The organism is Rhodococcus sp. WS3, assembly GCF_003797085.1.
In the GTDB taxonomy this organism is placed as follows: domain Bacteria; phylum Actinomycetota; class Actinomycetes; order Mycobacteriales; family Mycobacteriaceae; genus Rhodococcus_F; species Rhodococcus_F globerula.
Genome location: NZ_RKMA01000002.1, coordinates 1,102,650 through 1,121,065, shown reverse-complemented (window position 1 = coordinate 1,121,065; position 18,416 = coordinate 1,102,650). Strand labels below are relative to the sequence as shown.

Annotated in this window: 4 protein-coding genes; 2 read left to right on the top strand and 2 right to left on the bottom strand. The window is 62.0% G+C overall.

Annotation, left to right across the window (positions count from 1 at the left end; genetic code table 11):
• Positions 1-18 precede the first annotated feature (18 nt).
• Positions 19-504 carry an aminoacyl-tRNA deacylase gene (locus tag EEB13_RS19185; RefSeq protein WP_187328585.1) on the top strand — a complete coding sequence of 162 codons (486 nt, stop codon included), beginning with the start codon at positions 19-21 and terminating at the stop codon, positions 502-504.
• Entirely contained in the window at positions 497-17,788 is a 17,292-nt protein-coding gene (locus EEB13_RS19180) for a non-ribosomal peptide synthetase (RefSeq protein ID WP_141486062.1), read from the top strand. Before EEB13_RS19185 ends, EEB13_RS19180 begins: the two co-directional genes overlap by 8 nt.
• Here the strand turns inward: EEB13_RS19180 and EEB13_RS19175 are convergent.
• Positions 17,672-17,998: a DMT family transporter gene (locus EEB13_RS19175; protein ID WP_084702742.1), complete on the bottom strand. Its 327-nt coding sequence runs from the start codon at positions 17,996-17,998 to the stop codon at positions 17,672-17,674. The genes EEB13_RS19180 and EEB13_RS19175 overlap by 117 nt on opposite strands.
• On the bottom strand, positions 17,995-18,345 hold the full coding sequence (locus tag EEB13_RS19170; protein ID WP_095887787.1) for a DMT family transporter: 351 nt from the start codon (positions 18,343-18,345) through the stop codon (positions 17,995-17,997). Before EEB13_RS19170 ends, EEB13_RS19175 begins: the two co-directional genes overlap by 4 nt.
• Positions 18,346-18,416 lie beyond the last annotated feature (71 nt).

Below are 18,416 nucleotides of genomic sequence, written 5' to 3'. Positions count from 1 at the left end.
AATGGGCAGGAGTGCACCGTGAATGAATTGCACGATCAAGTTGCTGCGGCGGTCGAAGAATTCCAATTCCCGGTCGTTGTTCATGACCACTCCACTTTCGATCTTCCAGTTTTATCGCCGAAAGATTTGTCAAGGACACTCGGGATTTCGCTGGGTCGGATCACGAAATCGATCCTGTTGCAGCAACAGTCCGGAACCCGTCTTGTCCTTGCGGTGTGCCCGATCGATCGGCGGATCGACATGGCGTCGATTTCCCGTCATCTGGGGTTGGGTCGGCTGGAAGTGGCGGGTGAGGACACCGTCGAGAAGAAATGTGGATATCAACGTCTCGGAGTGTCACCGCTCGGATTGCCGCGCGACATTGTGGTTGTCATCGACACATCTCTGATGGCCCACTCCACTGTCGTGGTCGGCGGCGGGAAAGTCGGCGTCGAGGTCGAGCTGAGTCCGTGGGATCTTGCCGAAGCGTGCGATGGACAGAATGTGGAGATAACTGATGGATGAGATTCGACTCAGTAGCAACGACACCCGCGTTCCCGAATCGAACGCGGATCCGGAACTTACTCCCGCCGATTCACCCTCAGATCCGTTTCCGCTGTCGTCTGCTCAATACGGTGTGTGGCTTGCGCAGCAACTCGTTCCGGAACTGCCGCACTGCATCGCCGAATACGTCGAGTTCCACGGAGAACTTGATCTTGCGCTGTTCCGCTCGGTGGCGGTAACCGCTGGACGAGAGGTCCAGTGGGCGTTCCTCCGACTGATCGAGGTCGACGGCGAGCCCCGCCAAATTCTTGATCCCAGTCAGGACAAGGAACTGGGATTTGTCGACTTTCGTGGTGAGCACGATCCGGTCGCGGCAGCACAAGCCTGGATGCGCGACGAATACACAACGCCGACGGATCCCATGCGTGAGCGTTTGATCGCGTCCTCGCTGCTGCAAGTCGGCGATGCTCATTACCTCTGGTACGGCCGGGCTCACCATGTCGCGCTCGACGCCTATGCCGCGGTGACGATGGTCAATCGCATGGCCGTGATCTACACAGCTGCTGTGGAGGGGCGTGAACCGCCGCCAAACCCGACGGCAGACCTGCGCACCTTGTACGAACTCGACTGCGCGTACCGCGCTTCAAGCCGCTTCGAGTCCGATCGCGCCTACTGGTCCGAGCGACTGGGGGGCATGGCGGAAGGCTCGAGTCTCGCCGAGCGATATGCGATTCCGGTCGCCACCGACACGCTGGTCGCGTCGTCGTTGGAGGAGAATACTGTTGCGCGTCTGACGGATTCGGAAAGACACGCGAGCGGAACGTCGGCGGCCACTATCATTGCCGGGTTTGCCTGCTACCTCTCCCGGATGACGGGGCACACCGATGTCTGCGTGCAGATCCCCGTTTCCGGCCGGACAACCGCTGTGCTCCGCCGATCAGGCGGAATGCTCGTCAACATCGTTCCACTGCGGATTGATATCCGCCCCGACGACACTGTTGGCGAACTGGTCGATCGTGTCCGACTCGAGTTGACCGGTGCACTGCGCCATCAGCGCGGCAATCTCGAAGAGATCGCCCGTGGCTTGAGTGCCGGTGCGCGGCGATCCATGGCCACCGGGCCGATCGTCAACGTGATGCTGTTCCGTCAAGAGATCAACTTCGGATCGGTGCGCGGTGAGTTCCACGTGCTGACGTCAGGTCCGATCGACGATCTGCTGGTGAATATCTATCAAAGTGGCACTCCAGTAAGAACATTCGTCGAGTTCCGGGGAAATCCGGGTCGCTATACGGAAGGCGAGTTGCAATGCCATCATCGCGGCTGCGTCGCAGTTGTCGAGGAGTTCGCCGCGGCCGGCCCGGCGACACCGATTTCCACAATCCATGCTGCCAGCGCGGTGGTGGGCAAGCGCCGGATGGAAACAGTGCAGCACCTGGACTATTGGCGGCGCAGCCTGGCAGGTCTCCCGGCGTGGTTGGACCTGCCGACGGATCGGCGTCGCTCGACCGACAGGTCCCCGTTGTTGGAATCGCGCCAGGTCGAACTGGGTGCCGAGTTGCACCGCCAGCTTGAATCCATTGCCCGCGAGCGCGGTTCGACAGTATTTGCGGTGATGCATGCGGGTCTGGCGGTACTGCTGGCTCGATTGGCTGCCGCCGACGACATCTCGGTGGGAGCGCCGGTTCGCAGGCGGAATGAGGCAGCTGACCCAGTCGTCGACGCGGTTGTCCTGCGGACTCGAGCCGATCCGGACATGTCCTTTGCCGACCTGATTATTCAGGTAAAACGATGCGAGCGTGATGCATTCGCTCATGCCCAGGTGCCGGCGGAACGGGTCGCGGAGGCTGTAGGTTCGACTCTTTTCCACGTAATGCTGGGCGTCCGTGGCTGTGAGCCGACCACGGCGGCGGATGTGGCTCTCACCGCGCCCGACGGATGGCGTTCATCCTGGAACTGCGACCTGAATATCACAGTAGGCGAAAGGTTTACCGATACCGGTCGACCTTCGGGCGTACAGGTGGATCTCGGGTTTGCCACCGACGTGTACGACCCGGAAACAATCGATATTCTCGCCGAGCGTCTGGTGCGTGTGCTCGAGTGTGGCGTCGCGAATCCTGAGGTTCGGATCTACGAGATGGATCTGCTTTTGCCGTCGGAGCATGAATACCTGACACCGGTACGGGGTGGGGCCGCATTGCCACCACGGAGTTTGCCGCTGCTTTTTGCAGAGGCTGTCGCTGCCGATCCGACCGCGATTGCTCTTGTGGGCGGCGATTGCACACTGACGTACGAAGAGCTGGATCGCCGATCGAATCGCCTGGCCCACTATCTGATCGGCCATGAGATAGGACCCGAGTCGGTGGTGGCTATCGGACTGCCGCGGTCGATCGACTCGGTGATGGCGCTATTGGCCGTCACGAAGAGCGGTGCGGCGTTTGTTCCGGTGGATCCGGGATACCCGTCGGCGCGACTCGAACACATGCTCGTCGATTCCGGGGCGGTACTCGGTGTGGCGAACACCAGCTATGCCCGAAAACTGCCTCAGACGGTTCCGTGGCTGGTGCTCGACGACCAGGACACCGCTACCGAGATCGTGGGTTCCTCCGCTGCGCCCGTGACCGACGGGGAACGGACAGCGACGCTCGACATCGACCACCCGGCATACGTGATCTACACATCCGGGTCGACCGGGATTCCGAAAGGGGTGGTGGTGCCGCACCGTGGGTTGCTCGACCTGATGACGGAGCAGTGCACACGATTCGAGACGGGGCCGCACGCGCGAATATTGCACTGTGCGTCTCCGAGTTTCGACGCGTCGGTGTTCGAATTGATGTGGGCCTTGGGGTCGGGAGCCCGATTGGTGATCACGCCGCCAACCACGTACGGCGGTGACGAACTCACGGCGCTGCTCGATCGCGAGAAGATCACACATGCCGTCCTCACACCTTCCGCGCTGGCATCACTGGACCCGCGGGGGCGAACCTCGCTGCAGTGCCTTGTTGTTGCCGGGGAGGCATGTTCGCCGGAATTGGCGGGTCGGTGGTCACCCGGCCGGTTGATGTTCGACGCCTACGGCCCGACCGAGTCGACGGTCATGGCAAATGTCGGGGCGATCGAGTCGGGTAGTGAGCTACTGACACTGGGAGGTCCGATCCGCGGTCTCGCCGAAGTAGTCCTCGACGATCGACTGCGACCGGTGCCGGTCGGAGTGGTCGGGGAGTTGTATCTGGGCGGCGTCGGCTTGGCGCGCGGCTATCGGAACCAGACGGGAACAACAGCGTCGAGGTTTGTTGCCGATCCGTTCGGACCTCCGGGGCGCCGTATGTATCGCACCGGGGACATGGTGCGATGGCGCCACGATCAGGAGGGACGTCTGACAATCGAGTACTTGGGCCGCAACGATTTTCAAGTGAAGATCCGCGGTTTCCGGATAGAACTCGGCGAGATCGATGCGGCATTGACCGAGCATCCGAGCGTGGCATTTGCGGTTACACTCGGACACACCGAACGCACTGGAAACACCAGCTTGGCATCGTATGTGCTTCCCACCGGTGACAACAACGTCGACCCGGCTGAATTACGAACCCACGTCCGGGGATTGCTGCCCGACTACATGGTGCCGGCAACAATCACCGTGCTCGACGCTATCCCTCTGACCCCGGTCGGCAAGCTCGATCGCGGTGCCCTGCCAGAACCCGATGTCGGGGCATCAAGAACCGAGTTCCGCCAGCCTCGAACCCCCATCGAAGAGACCATCGCCGGTGTGTTCGGCGAGGTGCTGGGCATCGAGCACCTCGGCGCCGATGCACACTTCTTCGACCTCGGCGGCAATTCTTTGAGCGCGACCAAAGCTGTGGCGCGGATCAATTCAGCGCTCAACGAGGGAGTGGGCGTGCGGGACCTGTTCGACGAACCTACCGTGACGGCGCTCGCAGGCTGGATCGAGCGCACCGACGGACGGACGTCCGCGGGGCCCGCTTTGACGGCAGGTGTGCGACCCGAGAGAGTTCCGGTGTCCCTTGCCCAGCATCGTATGTGGCTGGTCAATCAATTGGACACATCGTCGTCCGCGTACAACATTCCCATCGCGCTCCGCCTGACCGGAGAACTGGATACCGACGCCTTCCGAGCGGCGCTGACAGACGTCGTCGAGCGTCATGACACCCTTCGCACGGTGTACCCCGGATCGTCGGACGGTCCGCACCAGGTGGTTGTTCCGACAGGGCAAGTGCTTCGGGATTTCAGTCCGGTCGACGTGGCAGGTGAGAGCGAATTGCTCGGGCGCATCGAGCGGCTTGCGTCGTCCGGATTTGATGTCACCGACGAAGTTCCAGTACGGATAGCGTTGTTCAGGGTTGGCCCAGAGCAGCACGTATTGGTGATTGTGGTGCACCACATCGCTGCCGACGGTTCGTCGATGCCGCCGCTGGCCCGCGATGTGATGACCGCGTACACCGCGCGTGCGAACCGGCGAATCCCGGATTGGGCGGCGCTCGCGGTGACCTATGCCGATTACACCTTGTGGCAGCGCCGCCTGCTCGGCGTCGAATCCGATCCGGGTTCGCTTGCCGGCGAGGAACTCACGTACTGGCAACAGGCGCTGTCGGGGTTACCGGCCGTCCTGCCGTTGCCGACCGATCGAGCCCGCCCGACATGGCGGCAGATGCGAGGAAGCGCAGTGCACTTCGAGATCGGTGCGCAGTTGCATCGCGCGCTGCAACTGCTTGCGCGCAAGCATGATTCGACGATATTTATGACCATGCATGCGGCGCTGGCCATCCTGCTCAGCCGGTTGAGTGGGAGCGGCGACATTGTGGTGGGTACTCCGGTAGCCGGGCGTGGTGAGGCTGCACTCGACGATATGGTGGGCATGTTCGTCAACACAGTGGTGTTGCGGACGGCAGTAACATCCGGGTCGTCGTTCGAGGAGGTGCTGGCGACGGTTCGAGAGAGTGATCTGGGGGCGTTCGCACACGCCCAGATCCCGTTCGAGCAAGTGGTCGAGGCAATCGATCCGGTCCGCTCGACCGCACACTCACCGTTGTTTCAAGTGATGCTCGAGTTCAGGAATGCCGCGTTGCCGGAACTGGCGCTCCCGGAATTGACCGTCGAACTTCTCGACGTGGACGTCGAGGTCGCCCGGTACGACCTGCACTTGAGTCTCGCCGAGGACTTCGATCCCGGCGACGGTTCTCCCGCCGGGATGTCTGCGTCCTTCGGTTTTGCCGTCGACATTCTCGACCGGGATACCGTGCAGGGCTTTGCGGATCGATTTGTACGCATCCTCGAGGACATCGTGACTGCGCCGTCAACCCGAGTGGGGGATATCAGTCTCCTCTCGCCGGCGGAATGTGGTGAGTTGGTTCCGGTGTCGGGTGTTGCGGGTGGTCGGGTGTTGGTGTTGCCGGAGTTGTTGGCTGTGGGGGATCCGAACGCACTGGCTGTTGTGTGTGGTGATGAGCGGTTGTCGTATGGGGAGTTGGATGGTTGGTCGAATCGGTTGGCGCGGTTGTTGATCGGCCGTGGTGTTGGTTCGGGGTCGTGTGTTGCGGTGGCGTTGTCGCGGTCGGTGTTGTCGGTGGTGGCGTTGTGTGCCGTGGCGAAGTCGGGGGCGGCGTTTGTTGCGGTTGATCCGGGGTATCCGGCGGCGCGGGTGGAGTTCATGCTTGCTGATTGTGGTGCGGTGCTGGGTGTTACGTCTTCTGAGAATGGTGGGGGGTTACCGGGTTCGGTGCCGTGGTTGGTGCTTGATGATGTTGCGGTGGCCCGGGAGTTGTCCAGACTGTCTGTTGCTGCGGTGACGGATGTGGATCGGGGTGGATCGCTGTTTCCGGATGAGGCGGCGTATGTGGTGTATACGTCGGGGTCGACCGGTGTGCCGAAGGGTGTGGTGGTGCCGCATCGGGGGTTGGCGAATTTGGTTGTGGATCAGTGTGTTCGGTTCGGGCTAGATGCCAACTCGGTGGTGTTGCATGGCGCGTCGCCGAGTTTTGATGCTGCGGTGCTCGAGCAGTTGTGGGCGTTGGGGTCTGGTGGCCGGTTGGTGGTTGCTCCACCGGGGGTGTTCGGTGGGGAGGATCTTCGGGAGTTGTTGGTGCGGGAGAGGGTTTCTCATGTTGCGTTGACGCCGACGGTGTTGGGGACTGTTGATCCGTCCGGTCTGGAGGATTTGTCGACTGTGGTGGTGGGGGGTGAGGTGTGTTCGCCGGAGTTGGTGGCGCGGTGGTGTTCGCCGGGTCGGGTGGTGGTGAATACGTATGGTCCGGCGGAGGCGACGGTGCAGTCGAATGCGAGTGTGCCGTTGGTGGTGGGGGATTCGGTGACGATTGGTGGGCCGATTCGGGGTGTGGCGGAGGTTGTTCTTGATGGTTGGTTGCGTCCGGTTCCGGTGGGTGTGGTGGGGGAGTTGTATCTGTCGGGTCCTGGTTTGGCGCGCGGGTATGTGAACCGGGCGGGGTTGACGGCGTCGCGGTTTGTGGCGGATCCGTTTGGCGGCTGCGGGCGGAGGTTGTATCGGACGGGGGATGTGGTTCGGTGGCGGCGGGTTTCGGATAGAAGTTTGTCTCTGGAGTTTGTGGGTCGTGGTGATCTGCAGGTGAAGGTGCGGGGTGTTCGGATCGAGTTGGGGGAGGTGGAGTCGGCGCTGTCGAGGTGCGAGGGGGTGGTTCGGGCGGCAGCTGCGGTGCGGGAAGGTCGGTTGGTCGGGTATGTGGTGCCGGAAGCGGGGGTGGCCTTGGATTCGGCCGTGGTGGTGGCCGGTGTGGGTGAGCGTCTGGTTCGGCAGATGGTGCCGGCTGCGGTGGTGGTGGTTGACGAGTTACCGGTGACGCCGAATGGGAAGATCGACCGGGATGCATTGCCCATACCGGATTTTGACGAGCGCCTCAGCGAATTCATCCCTCCGGTAACCGAGATGGAATCGGCATTAGCAGGGTTGTTCGAGGAAGTGCTCGGACTCGAATCGGTAGGCGTGGAGGATTCGTTCTTCGCCCTCGGCGGCGACAGCATCATGTCGATTCAGCTTGCAGCGCGGGCAAAAGCTCAGGGCGTGGTCATCTCCCCGCGGGATGTGTTCGAGCGTAAAACAGTGGCTGGGTTGGCGGAGGTAGCAGTTGAGGCGGGTGGGGCCGACGTAGCGAAGTTGGAGGAAATGACGGGCGGTGGTGTCGGTGAGGTTCCGTTGACGCCGATAATGCGGTGGCTCGTCGAGCGGGGTGGCTCGGGATTCAATCGCTTCTCGCAGGCAGTGATGCTGAATCTGCCGGAGGCAATAGACGAACAGAGCTTGGCGAGCACGATACAAGCGGTGCTCGACCATCACGACATTCTCCGGGCTCGGCTCCGGCAGCAAGCCGGTGGCCGCTGGACGTGGGAGGTGTTGCCGGAAGGAGGGATTCGAGCGGACCGCCTCATCTGCCGGGTACCGATGAGAGGGAAGCCGGGAAGTTCCCAGTTCAACAACCTCGCGTCTGCGGAGTTGGATGCTGCGGCGGATCGGCTTGATCCCGGTGCCGGTGTGGTGATGCAGGTGGTGTGGTTCGAACCTGTGGAGGATGGCGCGCACGGCTGTGTTCTTGTGGTGGTACATCATTCGGCTATCGACGGTGTGTCCTGGCGAGTGTTGGTGCCGGATCTGGCGATTGCGTGGTCGCAGATCGTGGCTGGGGTGGAACCAGAGTTGCCTGCGGTTGGAACGTCGATGCGTCGCTGGGCTCATGGGCTTGTCGAGGAGGCCCGTCGGCCGGAGCGAGTAGCGGAACTCGACCGGTGGCGAGCGATGACGGCCGGCGACGATCCGGTGATCGGGTCGCGGCCCCTCGACCCGTCGGTCGATGTGAACAGATCGACGGATCATGTTTCCGTGGAACTGCCCACCGACGTGACAGAAGCCTTGCTGACCACAGTTCCTCAGGCGTTTCACGGTGGGGTCAGCGATGGGTTGCTGTCTGCGTTGGCAGTCGCGGTCACGCAATGGCGGCGAGATCGCCGACCGATGTCGGCAGGTGCCCCGATTGCCACGACGCTCATTGCGCTCGAAGGCCATGGACGAGAGGAGAACGCGGTCCCCGGTTCGGATCTGGGTCGTACCGTCGGCTGGTTCACCACGAGTTTTCCACTGCGCCTGGATCTTGCAGACATTGATCTCGACGACGCCTGCGCAGGTGGCCCGGCATTGGCTGCCGCAGTCAAAGCTGTCAAGGAACAGATCCGGGCGGTACCCGATCACGGGATCGGGTACGGATTGTTGCGGTATCTCAACGAGGACACCGCTTTTGAGATGCGGGAGCTCGCAACACCGCAGATCGGATTCAACTATCTAGGGCGCGTCGGAGCATCAATCTCAGACGGAATCGGATGGTCGCCACTAGATGAAAATCGCAGGCTCGGCGGCTCCGACCGTGGTGGTGCTCAGGATCCTGACATGCCGATAGCGAGCGTCCTGGAGATCAACGCCATGACTCTCGGTAGCCAGGGCAAGCCCCGATTACGTGCGACGTGGTCATTCCCAACGGGGGTGCTGACTGTCGACGAGGTGAGCGAGCTGGCACGGTTGTGGACCGAAGTGTTGACCGCGCTGGCCGACCATCCCATCGGGGGGCGGACACCGTCGGACCTGGCCTTGGTCAGTCTCGGCCAAGGTGAGATCGACGTGCTCGAGGACAGGTATCCCGCATTGAGTGATGTGTGGCCGTTGTCCCCGCTTCAGTCCGGTTTGCTGTTCCATGCCCTGTTGTCCGAGGAGTCGATAGACGCGTACGTCGTGCAATTGACCGTCGAATTGCGGGGTGAGGTCGATTCGGAGCGTTTGCGTCAGGCGGGTCAGGTGGTGCTCGATCGCTACCCGAATCTGAGGACCGCATTTGTCTCCGACCTCGAACCCGGGCCGGTGCAGGTGGTCCAGGAACACCTGACGGTCGTGTGGTCGGAGATGGACCTCTCGGAACTCGACGAGGAAGCGCGCCGCCTGGAATTGGATCGGGTGATGGCCGCTGACAGAGCACGCCGTTTTGATCCCACGCGTGCGCCGCTGCTGCGCTGGTTGCTCATGACTACAGGTCCGCAGAGCTACCGGCTCGTAATGACCAATCATCATCTGCTGCTCGACGGTTGGTCGACGCCACTCTTGTTGCGTGAAGTGCTGCTGGCTTATGCCGCAGGTGAAGATGCCTTGCCCAGGGCGTACCCGTACCGCGACTACCTGGCGTGGATCAACCGGCAAGATACCGCTGGATCTGTGGACGAGTGGGTCAAACAACTTGCCGGCGCCCCGAGCCCTACCCTGGTCGCACCTGCCGATCCTGGTCGTCGGTACAGCGAGTCGCGGGATGTGTTCGGTGAGTTGACCGAGGAGCAGACTGCGGGGTTGATGTCGTTTGTTCGGGGTCGGGGGGTGACTGTGAATTCGGTGATCGAGATGGCATGGTCGATTGTGTTGGGTGGGTGGACTTCTCGTGATGATGTGACATTCGGTTCGACGGTGGCTGGTCGTCCTCCGCAGGTTGCGGGTGTGGAGTCGATGATCGGTTTGTTTGTCAATACGGTGCCGGTGCGGGTTCGGTTGGATCGGGGGGAGACTCTTGGTTCGCTTCTCGGCCGGATTCAGGCTGAGCAGGCTGGGCTTTTGGATCATCAGTATGTGGGTTTGGCGGATATTCAGCGGGTGGCGGGGCCGGGTGCGGTGTTCGACTCGATGACGGTGTTCGAGTCGTATCCGGTCGATCGTGGTGGGTTGACTGCGGAGACGGATATTGCGGGTATGCGGGTGGTTGATGTGAGTGGTGTTGACGCTGCGCACTATCCGATCGGCGTCGTTGCGCACCTGGACAACCGACTACACATCAGAATCAAGTATCTACCGGAACTTTTCGACAACGACACGATGAGCAGTGCTGTGCAGCGGGTTCTGCGTGTCATCAACACCACAGTCGCAGATCCTGACCTACCACTTGCAGCGCTGGACGTGCTCTCGCCCTCGGAGCGGCGGGAACTGGCTCCAGTTCAGGGTGGTTTGTCCGCGAAAGAACATGTGCTTCCGGAATTACTGTCGGCTGCGCGGGATCCGAACGCACTGGCAGTCGTGTGTGGTGATGAGCGGTTGTCGTATGGGGAGTTGGATGGTTGGTCGAATCGGTTGGCGCGGTTGTTGATTAGCCGTGGTGTTGGTTCGGGGTCGTGTGTTGCGGTGGCGTTGTCGCGGTCGGTGTTGTCGGTGGTGGCGTTGTGTGCGGTGGCGAAGTCGGGGGCGGCGTTTGTTGCGGTTGATCCGGGGTATCCGGCGGCGCGGGTGGAGTTCATGCTTGCTGATTGTGGTGCGGTGCTGGGTGTTACGTCTTCGGATCATGGTGGGGTGTTGCCGGGTTCGGTGCCGTGGGTGGTGCTCGATGATGTTGCGGTGGCCCGGGAGTTGTCCAGACTGTCTGTTGCTGCGGTGACGGATGCGGATCGGGGCGGAACACTGCGTCCGGATGGGGCGGCGTATGTGGTGTATACGTCGGGGTCGACCGGTGTGCCGAAGGGTGTGGTGGTGCCGCATCGGGGGTTGGCGAATTTGGTTGTGGATCAGTGTGTTCGGTTCGGTTTGGGTGCCGACTCGGTGGTGTTGCATGGCGCGTCGCCGAGTTTTGATGCTGCGATGTTGGAGCAGTTGTGGGCGTTGGGTTCTGGTGGCCGGTTGGTGGTTGCTCCGCCGGGGGTGTTCGGTGGGGAGGATCTTCGGGAGTTGTTGGTGCGGGAGAGGGTTTCTCATGTTGCGTTGACGCCGACGGTGTTGGGGACTGTTGATCCGTCCGGTCTGGAGGATTTGTCGACTGTGGTGGTGGGGGGTGAGGTGTGTTCGCCGGAGTTGGTGGCGCGGTGGTGTTCGCCGGGTCGGGTGGTGGTGAATACGTATGGTCCGGCGGAGGCGACGGTGCAGTCGAATGCGAGTGTGCCGTTGGTGGTGGGGGATCCGGTGACGATTGGTGGGCCGATTCGGGGTGTGGCGGAGGTTGTTCTTGATGGGTGGTTGCGTCCGGTTCCGGTGGGTGCGGTGGGGGAGTTGTATCTTTCGGGTCCTGGTTTGGCGCGCGGGTATGTGAACCGGGCGGGGTTGACTGCGTCGAGGTTTGTGGCGGATCCGTTTGGCGGCTGCGGGCGGAGGTTGTATCGGACGGGGGATCTGGTTCGGTGGCGCAGGGTTTCGGGTGGGGGTCTCGCGTTGGAGTTTGTGGGTCGTGGTGATCTGCAGGTGAAGGTGCGTGGTGTTCGGATCGAGTTGGGGGAGGTGGAGTCGGCGTTGCTGGCCTGTGTGGGGGTGGTTCGGGCGGCTGCTGCGGTGCGGGAAGATCGGTTGGTCGGGTATGTGGTGCCGGAACCGTCTGTAGGCCTGGATACTTCGGTGATTGTGGATTGTGTGGCAGGACGGGTCCCTGCGCAGATGGTGCCGGCTGCGGTGGTGGTGGTTGACGAGTTGCCGGTCACCCCTAACGGAAAGCTGGACCGCGACGCATTGCCCACGCCGGATCTTTCTGCTGTTCGGAAGGAATACCGAGCTCCGGTAACCGAGATGGAATCGGCGTTAGCAGGGTTGTTCGAGGAGGTGCTCGGACTCGAATCGGTAGGCGTGGAGGATTCGTTCTTCGCCCTCGGCGGTGACAGCATCATGTCGATTCAGCTTGCTGCGCGGGCAAAAGCTCAGGGCGTGGTCATCTCCCCGCGGGATGTGTTCGAGCGTAAAACAGTGGCTGGGTTGGCGGAGGTAGCAGTTGAGGCGGGTGGGGCCGACGTAGCGAAGTTGGAGGAAATGACGGGCGGTGGTGTCGGCGAGGTTCCGTTGACGCCGATAATGCGGTGGCTCGTCGAGCGGGGTGGCTCGGGATTCAATCGCTTCTCGCAGGCAGTGATGCTGAATCTGCCGGAGGCAATAGACGAACAGAGCTTGGCGAGCACGATACAAGCGGTGCTCGACCATCACGACATGCTGCGGGCTCAATTGCGTCCCGACACACATGGATCGTGGGGCTGGAAAGTCCTGCCCGTCGGATCAATTCAAGCAGAGAAGATAATTCGGAAAGTATCGACCGGGCGTGGCGGCGCCGATTTCCGTGAGGTGACTGCATACGAGTTGGACGCTGCGGCGGACCGACTTGATCCCAGCACTGGCACCGTAGTGCAGGTGGTCTGGTTTGATCCCCCACATTCCGGCGATCAGGGTTGTGCGCTGGTGGTGGCTCACCATACGGTCATCGACGGGGTGTCGTGGCGGGTATTGATACCTGACCTGGCGATTGCGTGGTCGCAGATCAGTTCCGGTAGATCACCGGAACTGGAACCGGTCGGGACGTCTATGCGTCGTTGGGCCTACGGGCTTGTGGAGGCGGCTCGTCGACCGGAGCGGGTAGCCGAACTCGCGTTGTGGCAATCGATGGCTGGGGGCGAGGACCCCATGATCGGGTCTCGGCCCCTCGACTCCTCAATCGACGTGAGCACCACCACCGGCACCATCGAGATTGACGTACCCCCGGAAGTGACGGAGGCACTCCTCACCACAGTTCCGGAAGCGTTCCACGGTGGTGTGGTCGACGCTCTACTGGCGGCACTCGCCGTCGCGGTCACGACATGGCGGCGCGAAGACAGCCCCTCCCTTGCGGATGTGTTGATCGGGCTCGAGGGTCATGGGCGCGAGGAAGGTGCGGTCCCCGGCTCGGATCTGAGTCGAACCATCGGCTGGTTCTCCACGAGTTTCCCACTGCGGTTAGATCTTTCGGACATCGATCTCGACGATGCGTGTTCGGGTGGCCCGGCCTTGGGTGCTGTTGTCAAATCTGTCAAGGAACAGCTTCGGGCGGTACCCGATCACGGGATCGGCTACGGGCTTTTGCGCTATCTCAACGAGGACACCGGACTGGTGTTGGGGGAGTTGCCAACACCGCAGATCGGCTTCAACTATCTCGGCAGGGTTGGCGCCGGTGCTGTATCGAACGGGTCCGGGGCGGCGTGGATTCCGATCAACGGAGACAGCGACCTGGGTGGTGCACAAAATCCGGATACGCCGTTGCCGGCTGTGCTCGACATCAATGCTCTCACCGTCGACGGCGAAGACGGCAGGCCGAGACTGCGCGCAATCTGGTCGTTCCCCACAGGGATACTGGGCAAGGGCGATGTTCAAGTGGCCGCGAGGATGTGGTCCGAAACGCTGGCAGCGCTGGCCGCCGACTCGGGTCACCCGGGTGTTGGTGGCCGGACTCCGTCGGATCTGGCCTTGGTCAGTCTCGGTCAAGGTGAGATCGATCTGCTCGAGGACAGGTACCCCGCATTGAGTGATGTGTGGCCGTTGTCCCCGCTGCAGGCAGGTTTGCTATTCCATGCGTTGGCGTCCGAGGGATCGGTGGACGCCTATGTTGTGCAGTTGGTTGTCGAATTGCGGGGTGAGGTTGACTCGCAGCGATTGCGCCGTGCCTGCCAATCGGTGCTCGATCGCAATCCGAATCTGCGGACCGCCTTTCGCACCGACGTCGGATCTCAGCCGGTGCAGGTGGTGCACGATTTTGTCGAAGCACCGTGGTCGGAGATCGACCTTTCCGGATTGGACTCCGGCGCCCGCGCTCGTGCCTGGGATCACCTGATGGCGGAGGATCGCGCTACCCGCTTCGAACCGACTCGAGCTCCGCTGTTGCGGTGGAAGTTGGTCAGCACCGGCCCGGGAAGCTATCGCCTGGTGATGACCAATCATCATCTGCTGCTCGACGGTTGGTCGACGCCACTGCTTCTGAAGGAAGTGCTGGTGCTTTACGCAACCGATGGCGCGGCGCTGCCCCGGGTACGTCCCTATCGGGACTTTCTAGCCTGGATCGCCGGGCAGAACAAGACAGAGTCACTTGACGTCTGGGCCAAGGCATTCGACGGTGTCGACGAGCCGACGTTGGTTGCGCCTGCCGATCCTGGTCGTCGGTATCGCGAGTCGCGGGATGTGTTCGGGGAGTTGACCGAGGAGCAGACTGCGGGGTTGATGTCGTTTGTTCGGGGTCGGGGGGTGACTGTGAATTCGGTGATCGAGATGGCGTGGTCGATTGTGTTGGGTGGGTGGACTTCTCGTGATGATGTGACGTTCGGTTCGACGGTGGCTGGTCGTCCTCCGCAGGTTGCGGGTGTGGAGTCGATGATCGGTTTGTTTGTCAATACGGTGCCGGTGCGGGTTCGGTTGGATCGGGGGGAGACTCTTGGTTCGCTTCTCGGCCGGATTCAGGCTGAGCAGGCTGGGCTTTTGGATCATCAGTATGTGGGTTTGGCGGATATTCAGCGGGCGGCGGGGCCGGGTGCGGTGTTCGACACGATGACGGTGTTCGAGTCGTATCCGGTCGATCGTGGTGGGTTGACTGCGGAGACGGATATTGCGGGTATGCGGGTGGTTGATGTGAGTGGTGTTGACGCTGCGCACTATCCGATCGGACTGGTCGCTCACGTCGACGCGGTAGTACACCTGACAATCAAGTTCCTCCCAGATCTCTTCGACCACAACGTGATAGACGAGATGATGCAGCGAGTCCTCCGTGTGATCGACGCAGCGGTTACCGACCCGGACCTGTCAATCGGCGCGCTGAACGTACTCTCGCCGGCGGAATGTGGTGAGTTGGTTCCGGTGTCGGGTGTTGCGGGTGGTCGGGTGTTGGTGTTGCCGGAGTTGTTGGCTGTGGGGGATCTGAACGCACTGGCTGTTGTGTGTGGTGATGAGCGGTTGTCGTATGGGGAGTTGGATGGTTGGTCGAATCGGTTGGCGCGGTTGTTGATTAGCCGTGGTGTTGGTTCGGGGTCGTGTGTTGCGGTGGCGTTGTCGCGGTCGGTGTTGTCGGTGGTGGTGTTGTGTGCGGTGGCGAAGTCGGGTGCGGCGTTTGTTGCGGTTGATCCGGGGTATCCGGCGGCGCGGGTGGAGTTCATGCTTGCTGATTGTGGTGCGGTGCTGGGTGTTACGTCTTCGGATCATGGTGGGGTGTTGCCGGGTTCGGTGCCGTGGGTGGTGCTCGATGATCCCGAGTTCGAGGGTGCGTTGGCGGGGTTTGATGCTGGACCGGTGACGGATGTGGATCGGGGTGGATCTTTGTATCCGGATGGGGCGGCGTATGTGGTGTATACGTCGGGGTCGACGGGTGTGCCGAAGGGTGTGGTGGTGCCGCATCGGGGTTTGGCGAATTTGGTTGTGGATCAGTGTGTTCGGTTCGGTTTGGGCGCCGACTCGGTGGTGTTGCATGGCGCGTCGCCGAGTTTTGATGCTGCGGTGCTCGAGCAGTTGTGGGCGTTGGGGTCTGGTGGTCGGTTGGTGGTTGCTCCACCGGGGGTGTTCGGGGGCGGCGAGCTTCGGGAGTTGTTGGTGCGGGAGAGGGTTTCTCATGTTGCGTTGACGCCGACGGTGTTGGGGACTGTTGATCCGTCCGGGCTTGTGGATTTGTCGACGGTGGTGGTGGGGGGTGAGGTGTGTTCGCCGGAGTTGGTGGCGCGGTGGTGTTCGCCGGGTCGGGTGGTGGTGAATACGTATGGTCCGGCGGAGGCGACGGTGCAGTCGAATGCGAGTGTGCCGTTGGTGGTGGGGGATCCGGTGACGATTGGTGGCCCGATTCGGGGTGTGGCGGAGGTTGTTCTTGATGGGTGGTTGCGTCCGGTTCCGGTGGGTGCGGTGGGGGAGTTGTATCTTTCGGGTCCTGGTTTGGCGCGCGGGTATGTGAACCGGGCGGGGTTGACTGCGTCGAGGTTTGTGGCGGATCCGTTTGGCGGCTGCGGGCGGAGGTTGTATCGGACGGGGGATCTGGTTCGGTGGCGCAGGGTTTCGGGTGGGGGTCTCGCGTTGGAGTTTGTGGGTCGTGGTGATCTGCAGGTGAAGGTGCGTGGTGTTCGGATCGAGTTGGGGGAGGTGGAGTCGGCGTTGCTGGCCTGTGTGGGGGTGGTTCGGGCGGCTGCTGCGGTGCGGGAAGATCGGTTGGTCGGGTATGTGGTGCCGGAACCGTCTGTAGGCCTGGATACTTCGGTGATTGTGGATTGTGTGGCAGGACGGGTCCCTGCGCAGATGGTGCCGGCTGCGGTGGTGGTGGTTGACGAGTTGCCGGTCACCCCTAACGGAAAGCTGGACCGCGACGCATTGCCCACACCCGACTTCGAAGCCCAGCGCGCAGAATATCGGCCGCCTCGAGAAGGCGTGGAAGCCGCCGTCGCCGCAGCGTTTGCAGATGCACTGGGTATATCGCGAGTGGGCGCCGACGACAATTTCTTTGCACTCGGAGGCAATTCGTTGACAGCCACCGCAGTGGCTGCGCGATTGCATCAATCGATTGAGACCGAAGTGCCGGTTCACTGGATTTTCACCGAGTCGACGCCCGCGACGTTGGCGCACCGAATTGCGACGTGCACAGCGGAGACGAACGACGCGGTCGGGGTAATGCTTCCCCTGCGGGCCACGGGGAATCGTGAACCGCTCTTTTGTGTCCATCCCGCGGTCGGGTTGGCGTGGTGTTTCAGTGGATTGGTGCAGTATGTGGACAGTGACCGCCCGATCTACGGAATCCAATCACCCGCACTGACAGATTCGTCCGTGCATTTCGATTCGCTCGACGATCTCGCGGCCCGCTACGTCCGTGAGATCCGATCCGTGCAGCCACACGGGCCCTATCATCTGCTCGGATACTCGGTGGGTGGCCAGATCGCACATGCAATGGCGGCCAGGCTTCGTCGTGACGGTGCTGACGTTGCAACGCTCGCGATGATGGACAGTCGCTTGATGACGGAGGTTGACGCTCCGATGCCGTCTGTCGCGCGATTGGTCGCCGAGTTCGCCGAGGTTGATTCTCTCGATGCGCTCGAGGAAGACCCCACATTCGATCAGGTCGCGGAGTTGTTGCGCCGCAAGGGCGGATTCTTTTCGACACTGACGGCCGATCACCTCGGGACTTTGTACCGGCAGTACTGCAGGCTGGTCGATGATGCCGTGGCGCACCACCCGTCGAACCTTGATCTCTCCGATCTTCTCTACTTCAGCTCTGTGGAATCGCGCGAAGCCGAAAGGAATGGCGGACCCGAAGGCTCGATCGGGGCAGCGGACTGGAAGGACTACATCGTGGGCGACATCCACGAGTACAAGATCCCCACGACGCATGAGCAGATGACGAGCCCTCCGGGTTTGGCAGTCATCGGTCCGATCCTGAATCGCCACCTGGCGTCGGTTGGCCTAGTGACCGGCGCCGAGTTCGATGAGGACAACACCGGCGGCAATCAGGGCAATTCCCGCCGCCATGAGCTTCGTCAGGGCTTCGCGAAACAGGATTCGGCACGCGAGGGCAGTTAGCGCCACCCCGCAGGCCGTCCAGATTCCGTACGCCACTCCGAGGGCAAGGCCGGCGTCGAGCGCGAGTGTCAGAAATGCGAAGGAGGCCACATAGCCCGCGCCCACCACGACGAACCACTTCTTGTTGCTTCCAGTTTGCGACGCCATACGCAGCGCCAGGGTGGCGGAAACCTCGGACAGGATCGCCGCGATCAGAAATATCCAGGTCACGCGGGGTCACCCGATTCGCGAGTGGCGGCTGCTTGAGAGCCGAGTTCGACACACAAGACTCCACCGATGACCAAGGCAATGCCAAGTCCCATCGTCGCAGTCAAGGGATCGCCGAAGAGAAGCGTTGCGAGAATTGCGGTCAGGACAACTCCGGTCGCTCCCCAGATTCCGTATGCAACACCAAGTCCCATACCTGCGCGGAGAACGAACGACAGCGCGGTGAAGGCTGCCACGTATCCCACCGCGACCACTACGTACCAGGCAGGGTGATCGAGAGCTGCGCGCAACGAGAGCGTGGCGGTGACCTCGGTCACGATTGCGGCAATCAGTAGTAGCCATTTCTTCACAAGCCGTGATTCTGTCAGAGCAGTAGCCGCTGCTCCGACGGAGAACTTGCGGCGACGCAGATTCTCGACTG